Source organism: Pectobacterium sp. CFBP8739 (genome assembly GCF_013449375.1).
Taxonomy (GTDB): domain Bacteria; phylum Pseudomonadota; class Gammaproteobacteria; order Enterobacterales; family Enterobacteriaceae; genus Pectobacterium.
The window spans coordinates 326,680-341,883 of sequence record NZ_JACDRR010000011.1; the positions used below are offsets into that span (position 1 = coordinate 326,680).

The 15,204-nt window shown below is 52.7% G+C and carries 16 protein-coding genes; 5 read left to right on the top strand and 11 right to left on the bottom strand.

Going from position 1 to position 15,204, the window contains the following annotated elements:
- Positions 1-23: 23 nt before the first annotated feature.
- A complete protein-coding gene (locus H0247_RS12245; protein WP_180742775.1) occupies positions 24-1,010 on the top strand; it encodes an FAD:protein FMN transferase in 987 nt (328 codons plus the stop codon).
- A 141-nt stretch (positions 1,011-1,151) separates the two neighbouring features.
- Here H0247_RS12245 and fabI read toward each other — a convergent pair whose 3' ends face one another.
- The 6 genes from fabI to sapA form a co-directional block, all read right to left on the bottom strand.
- Positions 1,152-1,940 (bottom strand): enoyl-ACP reductase FabI, encoded by a 789-nt coding sequence (fabI, locus tag H0247_RS12250; protein WP_039351636.1) that lies wholly within the window; start codon positions 1,938-1,940, stop codon positions 1,152-1,154.
- Between the two features lie 193 nt (positions 1,941-2,133).
- A complete protein-coding gene (gene sapF / locus H0247_RS12255; protein WP_010276730.1) occupies positions 2,134-2,949 on the bottom strand; it encodes a putrescine export ABC transporter ATP-binding protein SapF in 816 nt (271 codons plus the stop codon).
- On the bottom strand, positions 2,949-3,941 hold the full coding sequence (gene sapD / locus H0247_RS12260) for a putrescine export ABC transporter ATP-binding protein SapD (RefSeq protein ID WP_180742776.1): 993 nt from the start codon (positions 3,939-3,941) through the stop codon (positions 2,949-2,951). Before sapD ends, sapF begins: the two co-directional genes overlap by 1 nt.
- A 16-nt stretch (positions 3,942-3,957) precedes the next feature.
- On the bottom strand, positions 3,958-4,848 hold the full coding sequence (gene sapC / locus H0247_RS12265; RefSeq protein WP_180742777.1) for a putrescine export ABC transporter permease SapC: 891 nt from the start codon (positions 4,846-4,848) through the stop codon (positions 3,958-3,960).
- Positions 4,835-5,800: a putrescine export ABC transporter permease SapB gene (gene sapB / locus H0247_RS12270; protein WP_180742778.1), complete on the bottom strand. Its 966-nt coding sequence runs from the start codon at positions 5,798-5,800 to the stop codon at positions 4,835-4,837. Before sapB ends, sapC begins: the two co-directional genes overlap by 14 nt.
- Positions 5,797-7,485, bottom strand: coding sequence for an ABC transporter substrate-binding protein SapA (gene sapA / locus H0247_RS12275; protein WP_180742804.1), 1,689 nt, complete (start codon positions 7,483-7,485; stop codon positions 5,797-5,799). The genes sapB and sapA overlap by 4 nt, the downstream gene beginning before the upstream one ends.
- A 529-nt stretch (positions 7,486-8,014) precedes the next feature.
- Here sapA and H0247_RS12280 point away from each other — a divergent pair.
- The gene (locus H0247_RS12280; RefSeq protein ID WP_180742779.1) at positions 8,015-9,532 is read left to right on the top strand and encodes a cellulase family glycosylhydrolase; all 1,518 of its coding nucleotides are present in this window, start codon (positions 8,015-8,017) and stop codon (positions 9,530-9,532) included.
- 88 nt (positions 9,533-9,620) lie between these two features.
- On the opposite strand, the gene pspF is transcribed toward H0247_RS12280, so the two are convergent.
- The gene (pspF, locus tag H0247_RS12285) at positions 9,621-10,610 is read right to left on the bottom strand and encodes a phage shock protein operon transcriptional activator (protein ID WP_180742780.1); all 990 of its coding nucleotides are present in this window, start codon (positions 10,608-10,610) and stop codon (positions 9,621-9,623) included.
- A gap of 225 nt (positions 10,611-10,835) precedes the next feature.
- Here pspF and pspA point away from each other — a divergent pair, with 225 nt between their 5' ends.
- From pspA to pspC, 3 genes are all read left to right on the top strand, one after another.
- The gene (gene pspA / locus H0247_RS12290; protein ID WP_180742781.1) at positions 10,836-11,501 is read left to right on the top strand and encodes a phage shock protein PspA; all 666 of its coding nucleotides are present in this window, start codon (positions 10,836-10,838) and stop codon (positions 11,499-11,501) included.
- A gap of 87 nt (positions 11,502-11,588) precedes the next feature.
- A complete protein-coding gene (gene pspB, locus H0247_RS12295) occupies positions 11,589-11,813 on the top strand; it encodes an envelope stress response membrane protein PspB (RefSeq protein WP_180742782.1) in 225 nt (74 codons plus the stop codon).
- Positions 11,813-12,178 carry an envelope stress response membrane protein PspC gene (pspC, locus tag H0247_RS12300; RefSeq protein WP_180742783.1) on the top strand — a complete coding sequence of 122 codons (366 nt, stop codon included), beginning with the start codon at positions 11,813-11,815 and terminating at the stop codon, positions 12,176-12,178. The genes pspB and pspC overlap by 1 nt, the downstream gene beginning before the upstream one ends.
- 91 nt (positions 12,179-12,269) lie before the next feature.
- Here pspC and H0247_RS20025 read toward each other — a convergent pair whose 3' ends face one another.
- The 4 genes from H0247_RS20025 to H0247_RS12320 all read right to left on the bottom strand — a co-directional run bounded on the left by H0247_RS20025 (position 12,270) and on the right by H0247_RS12320 (position 15,048).
- The gene (locus H0247_RS20025) at positions 12,270-12,668 is read right to left on the bottom strand and encodes a hypothetical protein (protein ID WP_370463331.1); all 399 of its coding nucleotides are present in this window, start codon (positions 12,666-12,668) and stop codon (positions 12,270-12,272) included.
- Positions 12,669-12,745: 77 nt separating this feature from the next.
- Entirely contained in the window at positions 12,746-13,294 is a 549-nt protein-coding gene (locus H0247_RS12310) for a hypothetical protein (RefSeq protein ID WP_370463332.1), read from the bottom strand.
- The gene (locus tag H0247_RS12315) at positions 13,291-13,548 is read right to left on the bottom strand and encodes a hypothetical protein (protein WP_180742784.1); all 258 of its coding nucleotides are present in this window, start codon (positions 13,546-13,548) and stop codon (positions 13,291-13,293) included. The genes H0247_RS12310 and H0247_RS12315 overlap by 4 nt, the downstream gene beginning before the upstream one ends.
- A gap of 3 nt (positions 13,549-13,551) precedes the next feature.
- The gene (locus H0247_RS12320) at positions 13,552-15,048 is read right to left on the bottom strand and encodes a VENN motif pre-toxin domain-containing protein (RefSeq protein ID WP_370463333.1); all 1,497 of its coding nucleotides are present in this window, start codon (positions 15,046-15,048) and stop codon (positions 13,552-13,554) included.
- Positions 15,049-15,204 lie beyond the last annotated feature (156 nt).

A 15,204-nucleotide genomic window follows, 5' to 3' on the forward strand; every position in this document is an offset into this window, starting at 1 on the left:
AAATCGTCCATGGGAGTCACGGTATGCCTTCTGTCGATAATGCTTACGTCTATTCCGTTCACCTGATGGGCAGCCCCATTCTGCTCAAACTGTTTGTCCATGATGAAACCGCCGTCAGGCAGGTTTTCCAACGCATCAAGCAACTTGAAGCTCAGCTAACCGTCAACCGAGCGCAGTCGGAAGTGATGAGCATCAATCATGCGGCGGGCAAAGCGTATGTGTCGGTCAGCCCGATTGTCTTTGAGCTGATTAAACGCGCCAAAGCGGTGAGCCTGATGGAAAATAGTGCTTTTAATGTGGCGATTGGCCCCGTCGTCAAACTGTGGAAAATCGGTTTTAGCGGCAGCACGGTGCCTGACTGCGCATCGATACAACGGGCGCTGGCATTAACGCATCCCGAGCGCATTATTCTCCGAGAACAGGACTGCGCGGTGTTGCTGGAAAGCGCGGGAATGGAGATAGACCTGGGCGGGATCGCGAAAGGGTATATTGCCGATATCGTCCGGGACGTTCTGCATCAACATGCGATTCAGGATGCGCTGATCAATCTGGGGGGAAACGTGCTGGCTATCGGTAAAGCGTTGACGGATGAGCAGGGATTATGGAACGTCGGATTGCAAAAGCCTTTCGCAGATCGCGATAGCCTGCTGGGCATCATTCAGGTGAAGGACAAATCCGTGGTGACATCCGGCGTCTATGAACGCTTTTTTACCGTGGATGACCATATATACCACCATATTCTCGATCCCAAAACGGGTTATCCGCTGGATAATGAACTGCACAGCGTCACGGTTATCTCGAATGATTCTCTCGACGGCGATATCTACACCACGCTGCTCTATGGCATGGGCGTGAACGCGGGTATTGAATTTCTACAAAACCAGCCGGATATCGAAGCGATATTTGTGACAAAAGCACGAGAAATTATTTTCTCTTCGCAGCGGTGTCATACGTTTGAATTGCTGGATACGGATTATTCGGTGGCCGTTAGCATTGAAAAACAAGAGTAACAATCTGTTTACTAAAGGGATATTTAGTCCAGAGAGACGTGACAAGCGTATTGTCTTACCTGACTTAACCGAGCAGCACCATCTAGGTGTTATAGCCGAAAAAGGAAAGTAGCCTATCAATGACAGGCTACTTTTGATGACTTATTTCAGTTCCAGCTCGTTCATTGCAGCGATGCTGAAACCGCCGTCAACGTGCAGAACTTCACCGGAGATACCGGCAGCCAGATCGGAACACAGGAACGCAGCAGAGTTGCCCACGTCTTCAATGGTCACGACACGGCGGATTGGCGTAACGGCTTCGCAATGCGACAGCATTTTCTTGAAATCTTTGATGCCAGACGCAGCCAGTGTACGAATCGGGCCCGCAGAGATGGCGTTAACACGCACGCCCTGAGCACCCATCGCATTCGCCATGTAACGCACGTTCGCTTCCAGAGACGCTTTTGCCAGACCCATCACGTTGTAGTTCGGGATGGCGCGCTCAGCACCCAAGTAGGACAGGGTAACCAGCGCAGAGTTCGGGTTCAGCATTTTACGGCAGGCTTTTGCCATCGCAACAAAGCTGTAAGAGCTGATATCGTGAGCGATGTTGAAACCTTCACGGGTCACGGCATCAACGTAGTCACCGTCCAGTTGGTCGCCCGGTGCGTAAGCGATAGAGTGCACGAAGCCATCAAAGGTCGGCCATACGTTAGCCAGTTCGGTAAACAGTGCTTCGATGCTGGCATCTTCAGCGACATCACACGGCAGAACGATGCTGGAACCCAGCTCGCTGGCAAAGCCTTCAACGCGTGCTTTCAATTTGTCGTTCTGATACGTGAAGGCCAGTTCGGCACCTTCGCGCTGCATTGCTTGTGCAATACCGTAGGCAATAGAACGGTTGCTGGCAACACCTGTTACCAGAATGCGCTTACCGGTAAGAAAACCCATAGCAGTAATCCTTGTGATCATTGTTGCTGCGATCGCCACTTCGGTGCCGGTAAACCTACGCGGCAAGTGGCGACCGAGATGAATAAACCGCGCGATTCTACCATGTTGGGGACGGTAGGGGTACTCCGAGCAGTATCCGCCTTTTTCCACAGCCCTGTGGCTGTCGCGGGGATACCGCCGTGGTGCGCGGAGATTAACGTTGTGCGCCGTCGCGTCGCCAGGCATCGGCACTGAGCGCTTCGCCGAAATGGCTGGCAATTAAACGTTTCGTCAGGTCATGGAGCGGGGCGGACAACACATCGGCGGTACTGCCGCGTTCGACCACTTCGCCTGCCTGCATCACCAGAATCTGGTCGCTGATATGCTTCATCATGCCCAGATGCTGCGTCACGTAAATATAAGAGATACCGTGCTTTTCCTGTAACTCCAGCATCAGGTTAATAATCTGTGACCGCATAGACATATCCAGTGACGCCAGCGCCTCATCGGCGACAATCACTTTTGGTTGCAGAATCAGCGCGCGTGCCAGACCGACACGCTGTTTTTGCCCTGGCGCAAGCGCATGCGGATAATAATAGGCGTGATCGGGCCGTAGCCCAACCTGATGCAGCGCCTGATTAATCGCTCTTTCGCGCGCTTCGGCGCTGAGATCGGTATTGAGCCGCAGCGGGACGTCCAGCAGTTGCCCAATGCGCTGGCGCGGGTTGAGCGCATTGCTCGCATCCTGAAAGATCATGCGGATGCGTTGGCTGCGGTAGCGGTAATCGCCGTAGTGCAGCGGATGATCGTCGATAACCAGCTCGCCGGACGTCGGCGCGATCATGCCCGACAGCATTTTAGCCAGCGTTGATTTCCCCGAACCGTTCTCACCGATAATGGCGAGCGTTTGCCGTTCGCGCAGCGTAAAGCTGACGGATTTCACCGCCTCAACATGCTGACGACGGAACAGCCCGGTCCGGTAGCGGAACGTCTTGGTCAGGTTGCGGGCTTCAAGCAGCATCTCAACCATCACGGTTCCTCCATGTTGAGCGGAAAGTGGCAAGCATATAAGTGGTTCTTAACGGAGAGCAGCGGCGGCGTTTGCATACACTGCTTTTGTGAATACGGGCAGCGCGGGCCAAGCCGGCAGCCAATCGGTAGGTGCTCTAACGACGGAATCGCCCCGTTCAGGGTGTTGAGTCGGCTTTTGTGCGGCAGCGAGCGGCCGAAATCGGGCATTGCACGAATCAGCGCCTGCGTATAAGGATGGCGCGGCGCGGTGATCAAATCTTCACAGGTGGCGCTCTCCACTGTTTGCCCGCAATAAAGCACGTTAATCCGGTCAGCCCATTTGCTCATGGTTTGCAGGTCATGGCTGATGAGCAGAATCGTCGTGTTATTGTTCTGGTTCAGGCGCGACAGCAGGCGGAAAATCTGCACCTGCGTGGTGGATTCCATCGCGTTGGTGGGTTCATCGGCAATCAGCAGGCGCGGCTGGTTCGCCAGCGCGATGGCAATCATCACTTTCTGGCACTCGCCGTCGCTTAGCTCGTAGGGATAGCTGCCCATAATATCTTTGTGATCTTTAATCCCGACGCGGTGCAGCAGTTCGATAGCGCGGCGCTTGCGCCAGTTGAATCGCTGCCACCAGCGGCCTTTGTACGTCCAGCCTGGAATCGCCTGCACCAACTGCCGCCCGATACTCTCGGACGGATCGAGACAGGATTGCGGCTCTTGGAAAATCATGGAGACGTTATGGCCGACCAGTTTACGTCGCTCGCGCGACGACAACTGCAGCAGGTCGATATCATCAAAGCGGAAGCGATCGGCGGTCACGCGCCAGTTTTCTTTGGTGATCCCACAGATGGCTTTGGCGATCAGGCTTTTACCTGAGCCGGATTCGCCCACTAGCCCGCGAATTTCCCCTTCGCTCAGCGTCATGCTGACGCGGTCGACGGCTTTTACCGCGCCGTCGGGGGTCAGGAATTCAATCGTCAGGTTACGGATATCAAGTAATGGCATAGGGAGTCGTCGCCTCTTATTCCGTTTCCGCGGCGAGCGCGCGGCGGATGCCGTCGCCCAGCAGGTTGACGATTAACACGCTCAGCGCGATAGCCGCGCCGGGCAGCATCACGGTCCACGGTGCGGCATAAACCAACTCCAGGGAGTTGCCAAGCAGAGCCCCCCATTCGGTCGTCGGTAGCTGTGCACCCAAATCGAGAAAGCCCAGCGCGGCGATATCCAAAATGGCGATCGACAGCGCGCGGGTAAACTCGGAAACCAGCAGCGCGGCGATATTCGGCAGCACCACGTACCACACCAGATAAAACGTGGACGCACCGTCGAGACGAGCGGCGATCACATACTCTTTATCCATTTCATCGTGTACGGCGTTGTAGATAGTACGCACCATGCGCGGCAGCAGTGCCAGCCAAACGGCGAGCATCGCGTGTTCGAGCTTGGGGCCGATAAAAGCGATGACCACAATCGCCAGCAGCAGCGACGGAATGGACAGCAGCGTATCCAGAATATGATTGAGCATCGCAGAGCGCAGCCCACGGGTGACGCCTGCAAAAACGCCCAGTACGATGCCGCACAGCGCCGCTGCGTAGGTGACGATGAGCGACGCGCCTACGGTCGGCGCTGCACCGCTCAATAAGCGACTTAGCTGATCGCGGCCTAAATCATCGGTGCCGAGAAAGAACGACACTTCGCCATAATGTGACCAGGAAGGGGGCAGCAATTGATAGCCCAAAAATTGCTGGTCAACTTCATAAGGTGCGAGAAATTTGCCGAACAGGCACAGACCGAGCAGGATCAGAAAACCGTACAGCCCGATCATCGCCAGCATATCCTGATGGAATGCGCGCCAGGTATCGCCCAGTCGGCTAGGCAACCGTTTTTCGCTATACACGTTATCGAAGGGCATACCATTCCTTGTGTTTTAACGGATTTGCCATAGCACCCCAAATATCAGACAGGATGTTGACCGTGATGACCAGTGCGCCGACAACCATGACGCCCGCAGAAATCGCCGCGTAGTCCTGCTGGCGAATGGCATTGACCAGCCAACGGCCAATTCCCGGCCAGTTAAAGACCACTTCGGTAATCATCGTCAGCGTCAGCATCGTGGAAAATTGTAATCCCAGTTTGGGAATAATCGGTGGTAGCGCGTTATGAATCAGATGGCGGCGAATGACCGTAAAGCGAGACAGTCCGCGGGTTGCCGCCGCTTTAATGTAGTTTTTGCTGATAATTTCCGTGGTACTGACGCGCATCAGGCGGATCACTTCGGTCGTCGGCCCAACGGCCAGCACGGTAATCGGCAGAATCAGGTGGCGAATAGCGCTGACGATCATTTCACTACGATGGGGAGAATCTGACAGCCAGGCGTCAATCAAGGCAAATCCGGTGACGGTTTTCACCTGATAGAGCAGGTCGAAGCGGCCTGAAACCGGCAACCAGCCGAGGTGCAACGAGAAAAACAGCGTCAGCAGCAGCGCCAGCCAGAACACGGGCAGGGAAAAACCAATGAGCGCTAGCGTGCTGATCACAATATCCGCGCCGCGATTCTGCATCACGCCAGCGGTAATGCCCAGCGGGATCCCGACCAGCAGCGAGAGCGCAAACGCCAGAAGACAAAGCTCGATCGTGGCTGGAAACACTTCTTTCAGCAGCTCGCTGATAGCTTGTCCGTTAATGCTGGAGCGACCGAAATCTCCCTGAAGCAGGCCGGTGAGGTAAAAATGATAGGCATCAAACAGCGCCGCGCCGTTGAGCGGGGCGTTGGGCGTGTAGTAACTGAGGCTAAAGCCAATCAGCGTTAGTAGTGACAGTGTCACTATCAGTAACACCAGACGTCGCAAGGTAAAAATAATCACGGCTGTGCTTCCTCCACGGTTTCCGGTGCAGAGGGTTTCTGCTGCGCATGTTGATCCTCGCGGAAGACGCCCGCGAATGAGGCATTGCCGAAGGGGCTTAATACCAGCCCTTTCATATCATAGCGGTAGGCCAGCAGTCGCAATGACGACGCCAGCGGCAGCACAGGTAGTTGCTCCGCCAGAATACGCTGTGCCTGTTGATAATAGTCAATCCGCTTAGAAAGCTGCTGTGACGAGAGCGCGTTTTGCAGCACTTCGTCAAACGTAGGATCGCACCAGTGCGCGTAGTTGCTCTGGGAACGAATTGCCGCGCAGCTTAGCAGCGGGCGGAAAAAGCTGTCTGGGTCGTTACTGTCCGTTGCCCAGCCTGCCAGCGTTAAATCGTGGCTGAGTTCCATGAGCTTCGCTTCCTGGAAACGGCCTTCCACCGGCACGATGGTCACGGTGACGCCAATTTGCGCCAGATCGGCCTGTATCAGCTCTGCGGTTTTCAATGGGCTGGGGTTGTAAGATTGTGAGGCGCTGGGCACCCACAGGCGCAGGCTGAGGTTAGTCAGCCCCAGTTCCTGCAAGATTTGCTGGGCTTTTTGCGGGTTATATTCCGTAATCTGTGATTCATTGTCGTATGCCCACGATGCACGGGGCAGTATAGACGCGGCCGTTTCCGCCGTGCCGTAATAAATCGACTGCATTAGCCTGTCGTTATTGATCGCCAGCGCGATGGCTTCCCGCACGCGGCGGTCGTCCAACGGCGGTTTACGCACGTTAAAGGCCAGATAGGCGACGTTCATGCCGGGGCGCAACGACAGACGCAGACGGGGGTCGTTACGCAGAATCGTCAACTGACTGGCAGCCGGATAGGCGAGAACATCACACTCGCCCGTCAGCAGTTTGGACAAACGTCCCGTACCGCCGGAACCGAGATCGACAACCACCTGCCGCATACGTGGCAAACCGCGCCAATAATTTCCATTGCGTATCAGCCGGATATATTGCCCATGACGATATTGGTTGAGTAAGTAAGGCCCAGTGCCGACCGGTTCGCGATCTAACAGCTCTTTTTTATCTTCTTCTGTCAACTGTTGTGCGTATTCTGCGGACAAAATCGGGGCGTAGTGTGTAGCCAAATGCCATAAAAAAGAGGCATCCGGACTGTTAAGGCGGATCTCAACGCTATACTCGCCCAGCTTACGGATGCTTTGCACCGAATCAGCGAATTGCAGGCTGTCGAAATAGGGGTATTCGCCGCCGTTGACATCATGATACGGGTGCTTTTCGTCCAGCATGCGCTGGAAGCTGAATATCACGTCATCGGCGTTCATATTGCGGGTCGGGCTGAACCAGGCGGTGTGCTGAAACGGCACATCGCGACGCAGATAGAAACGGTATGTCGAACCATTGTCCAGCACTTCCCAGCGTTGGGCCAGTTCTGGCATCAGACGATAGGTATAAGGGTCGACATCCAGTAGACGATCGTAAAGCTGCGCCGCTAGTGTATCAATGGTGACACCACTGCGCGCCATCTGCGGGTTAAATGTGTTCAGGACATCATTGACACAATAGACAAAACCGCTCTGGCGAATATTTTCCAGCGAAGCAGGTGACGTTGGCACGGACGTCGGGGCGGCCAGTGCAGGCAATGCCAGCCAGGTGAATGCCAGTGCGAAACAGGTTTTTCCGAACATACGGGATTTTTCAGTCAATACGGTTATATACAGAGTGTATCGCACTCTTGGCATCCTCCCCACTCTTGTTATGCGCGTCTGGCGACTTTCCAACCGTTTAAACCACCAACACGGTCAGCAGAGGGGAGAGAAATCATCCTATTCTACCGGTATTTCTGCTGTGAATGACATCGGCAGGAACCCCATAGTCAGTATGGAAATGAGAAAAATTCTCAACAAAGTGCTTTACAGGTGATACTGATAACCATTATCATCATTTTCGCACTTCGGCGGTGGCTTCTCGCAGGCACTGAAGGAGAGCACGACATTGCTCACATTGCTTCCAGTATTATTTTAGCCAGCCTATGTGCTGGCTTTTTTTTCGCCTGCAAAATGCCCTCGCAAATACTTATCTTGCTTTCTATTTTTCTTTAAATAATTAATAAAATCAATATCATTGGGATGTTTCCTAAATTGTTTGCGGGAACGAAAATCTCCCTTATCATGCCTGTACCCAAGATCATGGGTGTTCACAATGGAGATAAGGAATATGTGGATCAGAAGGAATCAATTCGTCAGGAAATTGACGTTAGGTGTAGTAACCGCAGCACTGGGCATGTCGCTCAGTTTCTCAGCATTATCCGCCACGCCGGTGGAAACGCATGGTCAGTTGTCCATTGAAAATGGACGACTGGTGGACGAACAGGGAAAAAGGGTGCAACTGAGAGGGGTCAGTTCGCACGGTTTGCAGTGGTTTGGTGACTACGTCAACAAAGATTCGATGAAATGGCTGCGTGACGACTGGGGGATTAACGTATTCCGGGTGGCGATGTATACGGCAGACGGTGGCTATATCGCTAATCCTTCCCTTGCCAATAAAGTCAAAGAGGCCGTTGCAGCGGCACAAAGCCTCGGTGTTTACATCATCATCGACTGGCACATCTTGTCGGACAACGATCCTAATATTTATAAAGCACAGGCAAAAACCTTCTTTGCCGAAATGGCGGGGTTGTACGGTAATTCGCCGAACGTGATTTATGAAATCGCCAATGAACCCAATGGCGGCGTGACATGGAACGGACAGATTCGGCCTTATGCACTGGAAGTGACTGATACTATCCGTAGTAAAGATCCTGATAACCTCATTATCGTTGGTACGGGTACCTGGAGTCAGGATATCCATGACGCGGCGGATAATCAGTTGCCCGATCCGAATACGCTGTACGCGCTACATTTCTATGCAGGCACGCACGGGCAGTTCCTGCGCGACCGCATTGACTATGCACAAAGCCGCGGCGCGGCGATTTTTGTCAGCGAGTGGGGCACCAGCGATGCATCCGGTGGGGGCGGGCCGTTCCTGCCTGAATCGCAGACCTGGATCGATTTCCTGAACAACCGTGGCGTGAGCTGGGTGAACTGGTCGCTTACCGACAAAGCCGAGGCCTCCGCTGCGCTGGCGCCGGGAGCGAGCAAATCAGGCGGTTGGACGGAGCAAAATCTGTCAACGTCAGGGAAATTTGTCAGAGAGCAGATTCGTGCGGCGGCGAACTTAAGCGGCGGTGATACACCGACTACGCCAACGGAACCGACTAATCCAGGTAGTGGAACCACGGGCGACATCGTACTGCAATATCGAAATGTGGATAACAACCCTTCCGATGATGCGATTCGTATGGCTGTCAACATTAAAAATACTGGAAGTACGCCGATCAAACTGAGCGATCTGCAAGTGCGCTACTACTTCCATGATGATGGCAAACCTGGTGCGAACCTCTTTGTTGACTGGGCGAACGTCGGTCCGCAAAACATCGTGACCAGCACAGGCACCCCTGCCGCCAGCACCGATAAGGCTAACCGCTACGTTCTGGTGACCTTCAGCAGCGGGGCCGGTTCTCTTCAGCCTGGCGCGGAAACCGGTGAAGTACAGGTGCGTATCCACGCTGGTGACTGGAGCAACGTGAATGAAACGAATGACTATTCATACGGTGCTAATGTCACGAGCTACACCAACTGGGATAAGATCACCGTACATGATAAAGGTACGCTGGTCTGGGGTGTGGAGCCGTAATAGCGCGCTGTTAACCGACTAATTCATTTACTCTTTTTAACCCTTTACTGCGCGGGTGTGAATTCGCCCGCCTTTTCTTTCCCGTTTCTCACTCATTGATCGCAATGTCGTGTTTTTTCAGCAATCCACGCAACTGGTGATAGGTTAATCCCAGCAGCTCAGCGGCTTTACGCTGGTTAAATTTTGCCTGATTCAATGCCCGTTCGATCAAGCTTCTCTCTTGTTCCAGCAGCCACGGCTTCATGTCCAGTGGTAAATCCGGCAGGCCGATTGTCGCCTGTGAGGAAATATCCTGAACGGCGGGAGGGCGACGGAAGGGATTCAGAATGATGGCATCAAGAGGTTGTTCGCTGTCGCCGTGACGATACACCGAACGCTCAACGACGTTTTTCAGCTCGCGGATATTGCCTGGCCAGCGGTAATTCAGCAGTGTCTGGCGCGCGGCGGGCGTGAAACCGTGAAACAGCGGCAGATGTAATTCGCGGCACATCTGAATCGCAAAGTGATCGGCCAGCAGCATGATGTCCTGCTGGCGTTCGCGCAGCGGCGGAAGCTGCACAACGTCAAAGGCCAGACGGTCGAGCAGGTCGGAACGGAACTTACCGCTCGCGGCAAGCGCAGGTAAATCGTCATTGGTTGCACACACCAGCCGCACGTCAACCTGTAGCTGATCTCTGCCGCCAACGCGCTCCAGCATGCCGTATTCGATCACCCGCAATAATTTTTCCTGCACCAGCATCGGCGCGGTGGCTAGCTCATCCAAAAATAGCGTTCCGCCGTCGGCGCGCTCGAAGCGTCCCAGATGACGTTTCTGCGCGCCGGTAAAGGCACCGGCTTCGTGACCAAATAGCTCGGAGTCGAGCAGATTCTCGTTGAGTGCCGCACAGTTGAGAGAAACGAATGGCCCTTGCCAGCGGGGGGAGAGGTAGTGCAGGCGGCTGGCAATCAGCTCTTTACCCGTACCGCGTTCGCCGATTACCAGTACCGGCTTATTTAACTGTGCCAACTGTGATACCTGTTCCAGTACCTCTAAAAAACTATTGGCTTCGCCCAGCAGGTTCTCTTTTTCCTGAAGCATGATGTTCTACCGTGTCATTTTTACTAATTATTAGCGTATTTGACTAATTTAACGAAAAAAGGGAAATAGTCAAAATTGTCTATTTCTTTATTTTCAATTAGTTAAAAGAAATTAAAAGTTGGCATGTTTATTGATGTATCTATAGGGAAATCGCGACTGGCTCGGCTGGTCACGGTGATAAATCAGGCGTAATCAGACGCTGGAAATCATGAAGAGGATGTAATTATGGGTATTTTTTCTCGTTTTGCTGACATCGTGAACGCCAATATCAATTCATTGCTGGATAAAGCAGAAGATCCGCAGAAATTGGTGCGGCTGATGATTCAGGAAATGGAAGATACGTTGGTTGAAGTGCGTTCAACCTCGGCGCGGGCGTTGGCAGAAAAGAAACAGATTGCCCGCCGCATTGAACAAGCGCACGGTCAGCAAGATCAATGGCAGGAAAAAGCGGAACTGGCGCTGCGTAAAGATAAAGAGGATCTGGCTCGTGCCGCGCTGATTGAGAAGCAAAAACTGACCGACTTGATTGCGGTGTTGCAGCATGAAGCCGACAGTGTGGATGAAACGCTGGAGCGTATGAAGCGTGAAATCGGCGAGTTGGAAAACAAATTAAGTGAAACGCGTGCTCGCCAGCAGGCGCTGACGTTACGCCATCAGGCTGCGGCATCATCGCGTGATGTGCGCCGCCAGTTGGACAGCGGTAAGCTGGACGAAGCGATGGCACGTTTCGATCAGTTCGAGCGCCGTATCGACACGATGGAAGCGGAAGCCGAAAGCCACGGGCTAGGCAAACAAAAATCGCTGGAGCAGCAGTTTGCCGAACTGAAAGCGGACGATGAGATCAGCGCGCAGTTGGCGGCACTTAAAGCTAAAGTTAAGCCAGCAGAGTAATAAGACGAATAAAGCATAAACGCCATCGGATGGCTGTTGTGAGAAAACGGCAGCCACCAGCGTGTGAATAATAACTAAGGAGACACAATGAGTGCGTTGTTTCTTGCCATTCCGTTGACCATTTTCATGTTGTTTGTGGCACCGATATGGCTTTGGCTACATTACAGCCAGCGTAAAAACAGTGCTCAACTGGGACAAAATGATATGCAACGTCTGACACGCTTAACGGAAGAGTCCAACCGCATGCGTGAGCGTATCAGAGCGCTGGAAGATATTCTGGATGCAGAACACCCGGACTGGAGAAACTCGTAATGAAAAATACGCGGTCAGGTAAAACGTTATACCGCATACCGGAAGAAGGCATGCTGAAAGGGGTTTGTGCTGGTTTAGCGCGTTATTTTGACGTGCCGGTGAAGCTCCTGCGGATAATCGTGGTGCTGTCGATGTTTTTCGGCCTGTTCTTTTTCACCATCGTGGCTTATATCATCCTGACCTTTATGCTCGATCCGGCTCCGGCGGGAATGGTAGAAGAGGATGAAAAGGTGACCCGAACGCCCAACCAACTGCTGAATGAGGCGGACGCGACATTGCAGGCCAGCGAACAGCGCCTGCGTAACATCGAGCGCTATGTCACCTCGGAAACGTTTGGCGTTCAGAACCGCTTTCGTCACCTGTAATTTGCCATCGGTCATACGCTTTCGCTGACGTTATCCACCCTACGACTGGGTCGAAAGTGGATAATGTCGCGCGGCTTTTTTGCTGCAATCTCTATGATCCGATCGCACTGTGCATCGGATGCCAGCCATTTCCTTCTTTCGCGCTATAGCGTACGTTTTGCAGTGGTATGCGCTGCCATTGACCATTGCTGTCCTGCACGATCTCGCTGGCAATGGCACGGCACTGGTAACGCAGCGTATCGGTCTCCAACTGGAATTCATATTTCTTGCCTTTTTCCGGAATGAAACGGGTGGTAATCAGGCAGGTGTATTTACTTTCGACGTACACATTTTCAATAGCGGTTTCCACGCCGGGAACNNTCGATATCGTATTTCTCACCGTTGTGAAGTCGGCTACATCGGATACGGCAATGCCATGACGCAGTTCGCTGGGAAAATCGGCTATCGAACCATAAACCGTAGGTGTTAAGAAGCGGAAGTAATCACTCATTTTCGTGTTACCTTCATAGCCAACAAGATAATCTTCGCCTTCAGAACCATGCTGATTTATCTGTTTGATATTTAAAATTAAATGCCACTGTGCATCAGGTGCCAGCCACTGCCTTCTTTGGCTGTGTAGCGTACCGTATTTAATGGTTTCAACTGCCACAGACCATTACTGTCTTTCACTATTTCACTGGCATGAACGCGACAGCGGAACCGCAATGTATCGGTTTCCAGTTGGAACTGATAAAACTTCCCTTCTTCCGGCGTGAAATAAGTATCCACAAGGCAGGTATGCTTACCTTCAACGTAAACATTGACGACTTCGGTTTCTGCACCTGCAATGAGTTGTGTTTCGTAGTAGTCAATATTGTATTTCTCTCCGGCAACTTTTGGCATCCCCCGATCCACTGTATTCTGTAATACCCACTCACTGGATCGTATCAGGCCACCTTTGCTCTCACCATTGACCATTTGATAAAGGCTGGTTTGTTCAGTGTTATCGACAATTCTCAGCCATGGAGCATGAGCACTTTGAGGTGGGGGAACGAAAAAAGTATGGTCTGGAGTAAAGGCACAGCCTGCAGCGATCAGAATGACCGCTGCGTTCGCAGAACGCAGCAACCGTTTCACTGTTTATCTCCTTTACTGTATTCCATGCGCATATGTATCCAAACACCCAGGCCAATCACTGGCCCTGAAGCGATGCCAATTCGCAGAGCCTGAGCCAGTAATGGCTGCCACTGCATACCTGATGGCATTTGCAGGATAAACTGGTAGTAGAGCCATACCCCAAAATGGACAAGTGCCACCGTGCAGGAGAGCGCCAGGAAGCAGCCTCCCATCAGAAATAAAAGCGTACTAAAGCCAGGTTTTTTTGTACTCACGGCTTATTTTCCTTGTTGATCCTGTGGTTTCTTATCAATTGCTTTCTGGATTACCGTCCCTGTCCCTTCAGAAACCGCGGCTCCAAAAGTGCTTCCCAGCATATCTGCGGCAGGTTTCGGCAATTTCGTACCCGCTGCGCCACTGATAATGGTCGACGTAGTGGCACCGGCAACGTTACCGACACCAGCGCCAGTAACAGCCCCAGTAGAATCTTGGTCACCCTTAATTTTACTGCCAACATAGGCTCCGCTCATCCCCCAAGCCTGGGTTGCTAGGAAGCTCTTCCCAGTGGTGACGGCGCTGACGCCTGTAGCAATTAAAGCATCGGTGTAACTTATTTTTTCACCCGGTTTCATCGTTATTACCTGATTATTAATATTGGCTGCACCACCGATGATTCCATTGACTGTGATTGCTCCTCCCGTCACTGTACTCCCTCCACCGAGTGTCAGGGCATTAACCATAAAGAAGCCCCAGGCTTGCAATAATGCTCTGACCGGATCCTGATTCTCGGAAAGGGTGCCTCTGTTATAGATGCGTAATGATTCACTGACCTGCTCAGGTGTTTTACCCTGCTCAATCTCATATTTGGCGAGTGACACCGCACCAGAACCCCAGGACATCATTCCAGGGCTTAACAAATCATTGTTGTCCACGGCATTTTTACTGGAATCATGTGCAGTGATAACACCAGAAGAAGTCTCCGTGCTGAGCCCGCCAGCAAGGGCTCCTGCTAGTGATGCCAGATTGCTAATCTTTGTGCGCTCTTCTGGTTTGAGATCTTCCGTTTTAACACCAGGGTATAAATATTCACGAATAGCACGTGCAGCGAGTTCTTCACTCGCCGCGCCTATGGCGCCTGCAGCAGCATTTGTTCCTGACAATTCCGCAACGACACCACCTAATACAGCATGTCCAATGGCATTTGCCGCAATTTGACCGGCTGTAGGGTTTTCATCAAAACCTACAGTCATGCCTTTGATTACTCCAGCCATATAAGGCGCAGCTCCGGCGGCTAGCGCTTTTGCTGGGTCTCCACCAGCCAGAGCAGTCATTGCAGCCGCAGCAGCTCGAACTCCACGGTCAAGATCACCCCCTGCCTTATACTGGTCACTCACGCTTTTATAAGCTTCTGTGTTTTTGACTCGATTCCAGTAAACATCACGCTTTTCTTTACCATCCCACTCCCCAGCTTCTTTAATTCCTGCATTGTTCGCCATAATCTGGCCTTGGGTGAGGGTAATATCGACAGCCTGATTCACAACATCACCAATTAAGCGCAATCGGCTTAGGCGCTGCTGTTCCTTCGCTTTATCGAAGATGGGGCTGATGCTTTGGTTAGCGTGCTCGACATCGCGGCTTAGCTCACTAACATCCTGCTGTTGATTGGCCTGATCGCGAATAATCAGCGACCCTGGTGAGAAAGCGGCATAGGTGGTGCCGGAAGCCTTCCCATCGCTGCCATCCGCGCCCAGACCATTGGCCGCCAGATTCTGCACGGCATTTTTCAGCAGATCCTGTGCACCTAGGCCGCCCGTGCTGATACCGACGCTGCTGTGCGATACCTCAAACTCGGCGCTATCGAGTTGTGTGTGTTAACAAGTCACGCAGGCAAACAGTGACAATATCTATCCCCTGATCCCGCTGTGCATCGG

Excerpts from the sequence above, each read along its gene's own strand:
- pspB (WP_180742782.1), top strand. The coding sequence starts at position 11,589 with ATGAGTGCGTTGTTTCTTGCCATTCCGTTGACCATTTTCATGTTGTTT.
- H0247_RS12280 (WP_180742779.1), top strand. The coding sequence starts at position 8,015 with ATGTGGATCAGAAGGAATCAATTCGTCAGGAAATTGACGTTAGGTGTA.
- sapA (WP_180742804.1), bottom strand. The coding sequence starts at position 7,485 with ATGTTCGGAAAAACCTGTTTCGCACTGGCATTCACCTGGCTGGCATTG.
- pspF (WP_180742780.1), bottom strand. The coding sequence starts at position 10,610 with ATGCTTCAGGAAAAAGAGAACCTGCTGGGCGAAGCCAATAGTTTTTTA.
- fabI (WP_039351636.1), bottom strand. The coding sequence starts at position 1,940 with ATGGGTTTTCTTACCGGTAAGCGCATTCTGGTAACAGGTGTTGCCAGC.
- H0247_RS12245 (WP_180742775.1), top strand. The coding sequence starts at position 24 with ATGCCTTCTGTCGATAATGCTTACGTCTATTCCGTTCACCTGATGGGC.
- pspC (WP_180742783.1), top strand. The coding sequence starts at position 11,813 with ATGAAAAATACGCGGTCAGGTAAAACGTTATACCGCATACCGGAAGAA.
- sapF (WP_010276730.1), bottom strand. The coding sequence starts at position 2,949 with ATGGTTGAGATGCTGCTTGAAGCCCGCAACCTGACCAAGACGTTCCGC.
- sapC (WP_180742777.1), bottom strand. The coding sequence starts at position 4,848 with ATGCCCTTCGATAACGTGTATAGCGAAAAACGGTTGCCTAGCCGACTG.
- sapD (WP_180742776.1), bottom strand. The coding sequence starts at position 3,941 with ATGCCATTACTTGATATCCGTAACCTGACGATTGAATTCCTGACCCCC.
- pspA (WP_180742781.1), top strand. The coding sequence starts at position 10,836 with ATGGGTATTTTTTCTCGTTTTGCTGACATCGTGAACGCCAATATCAAT.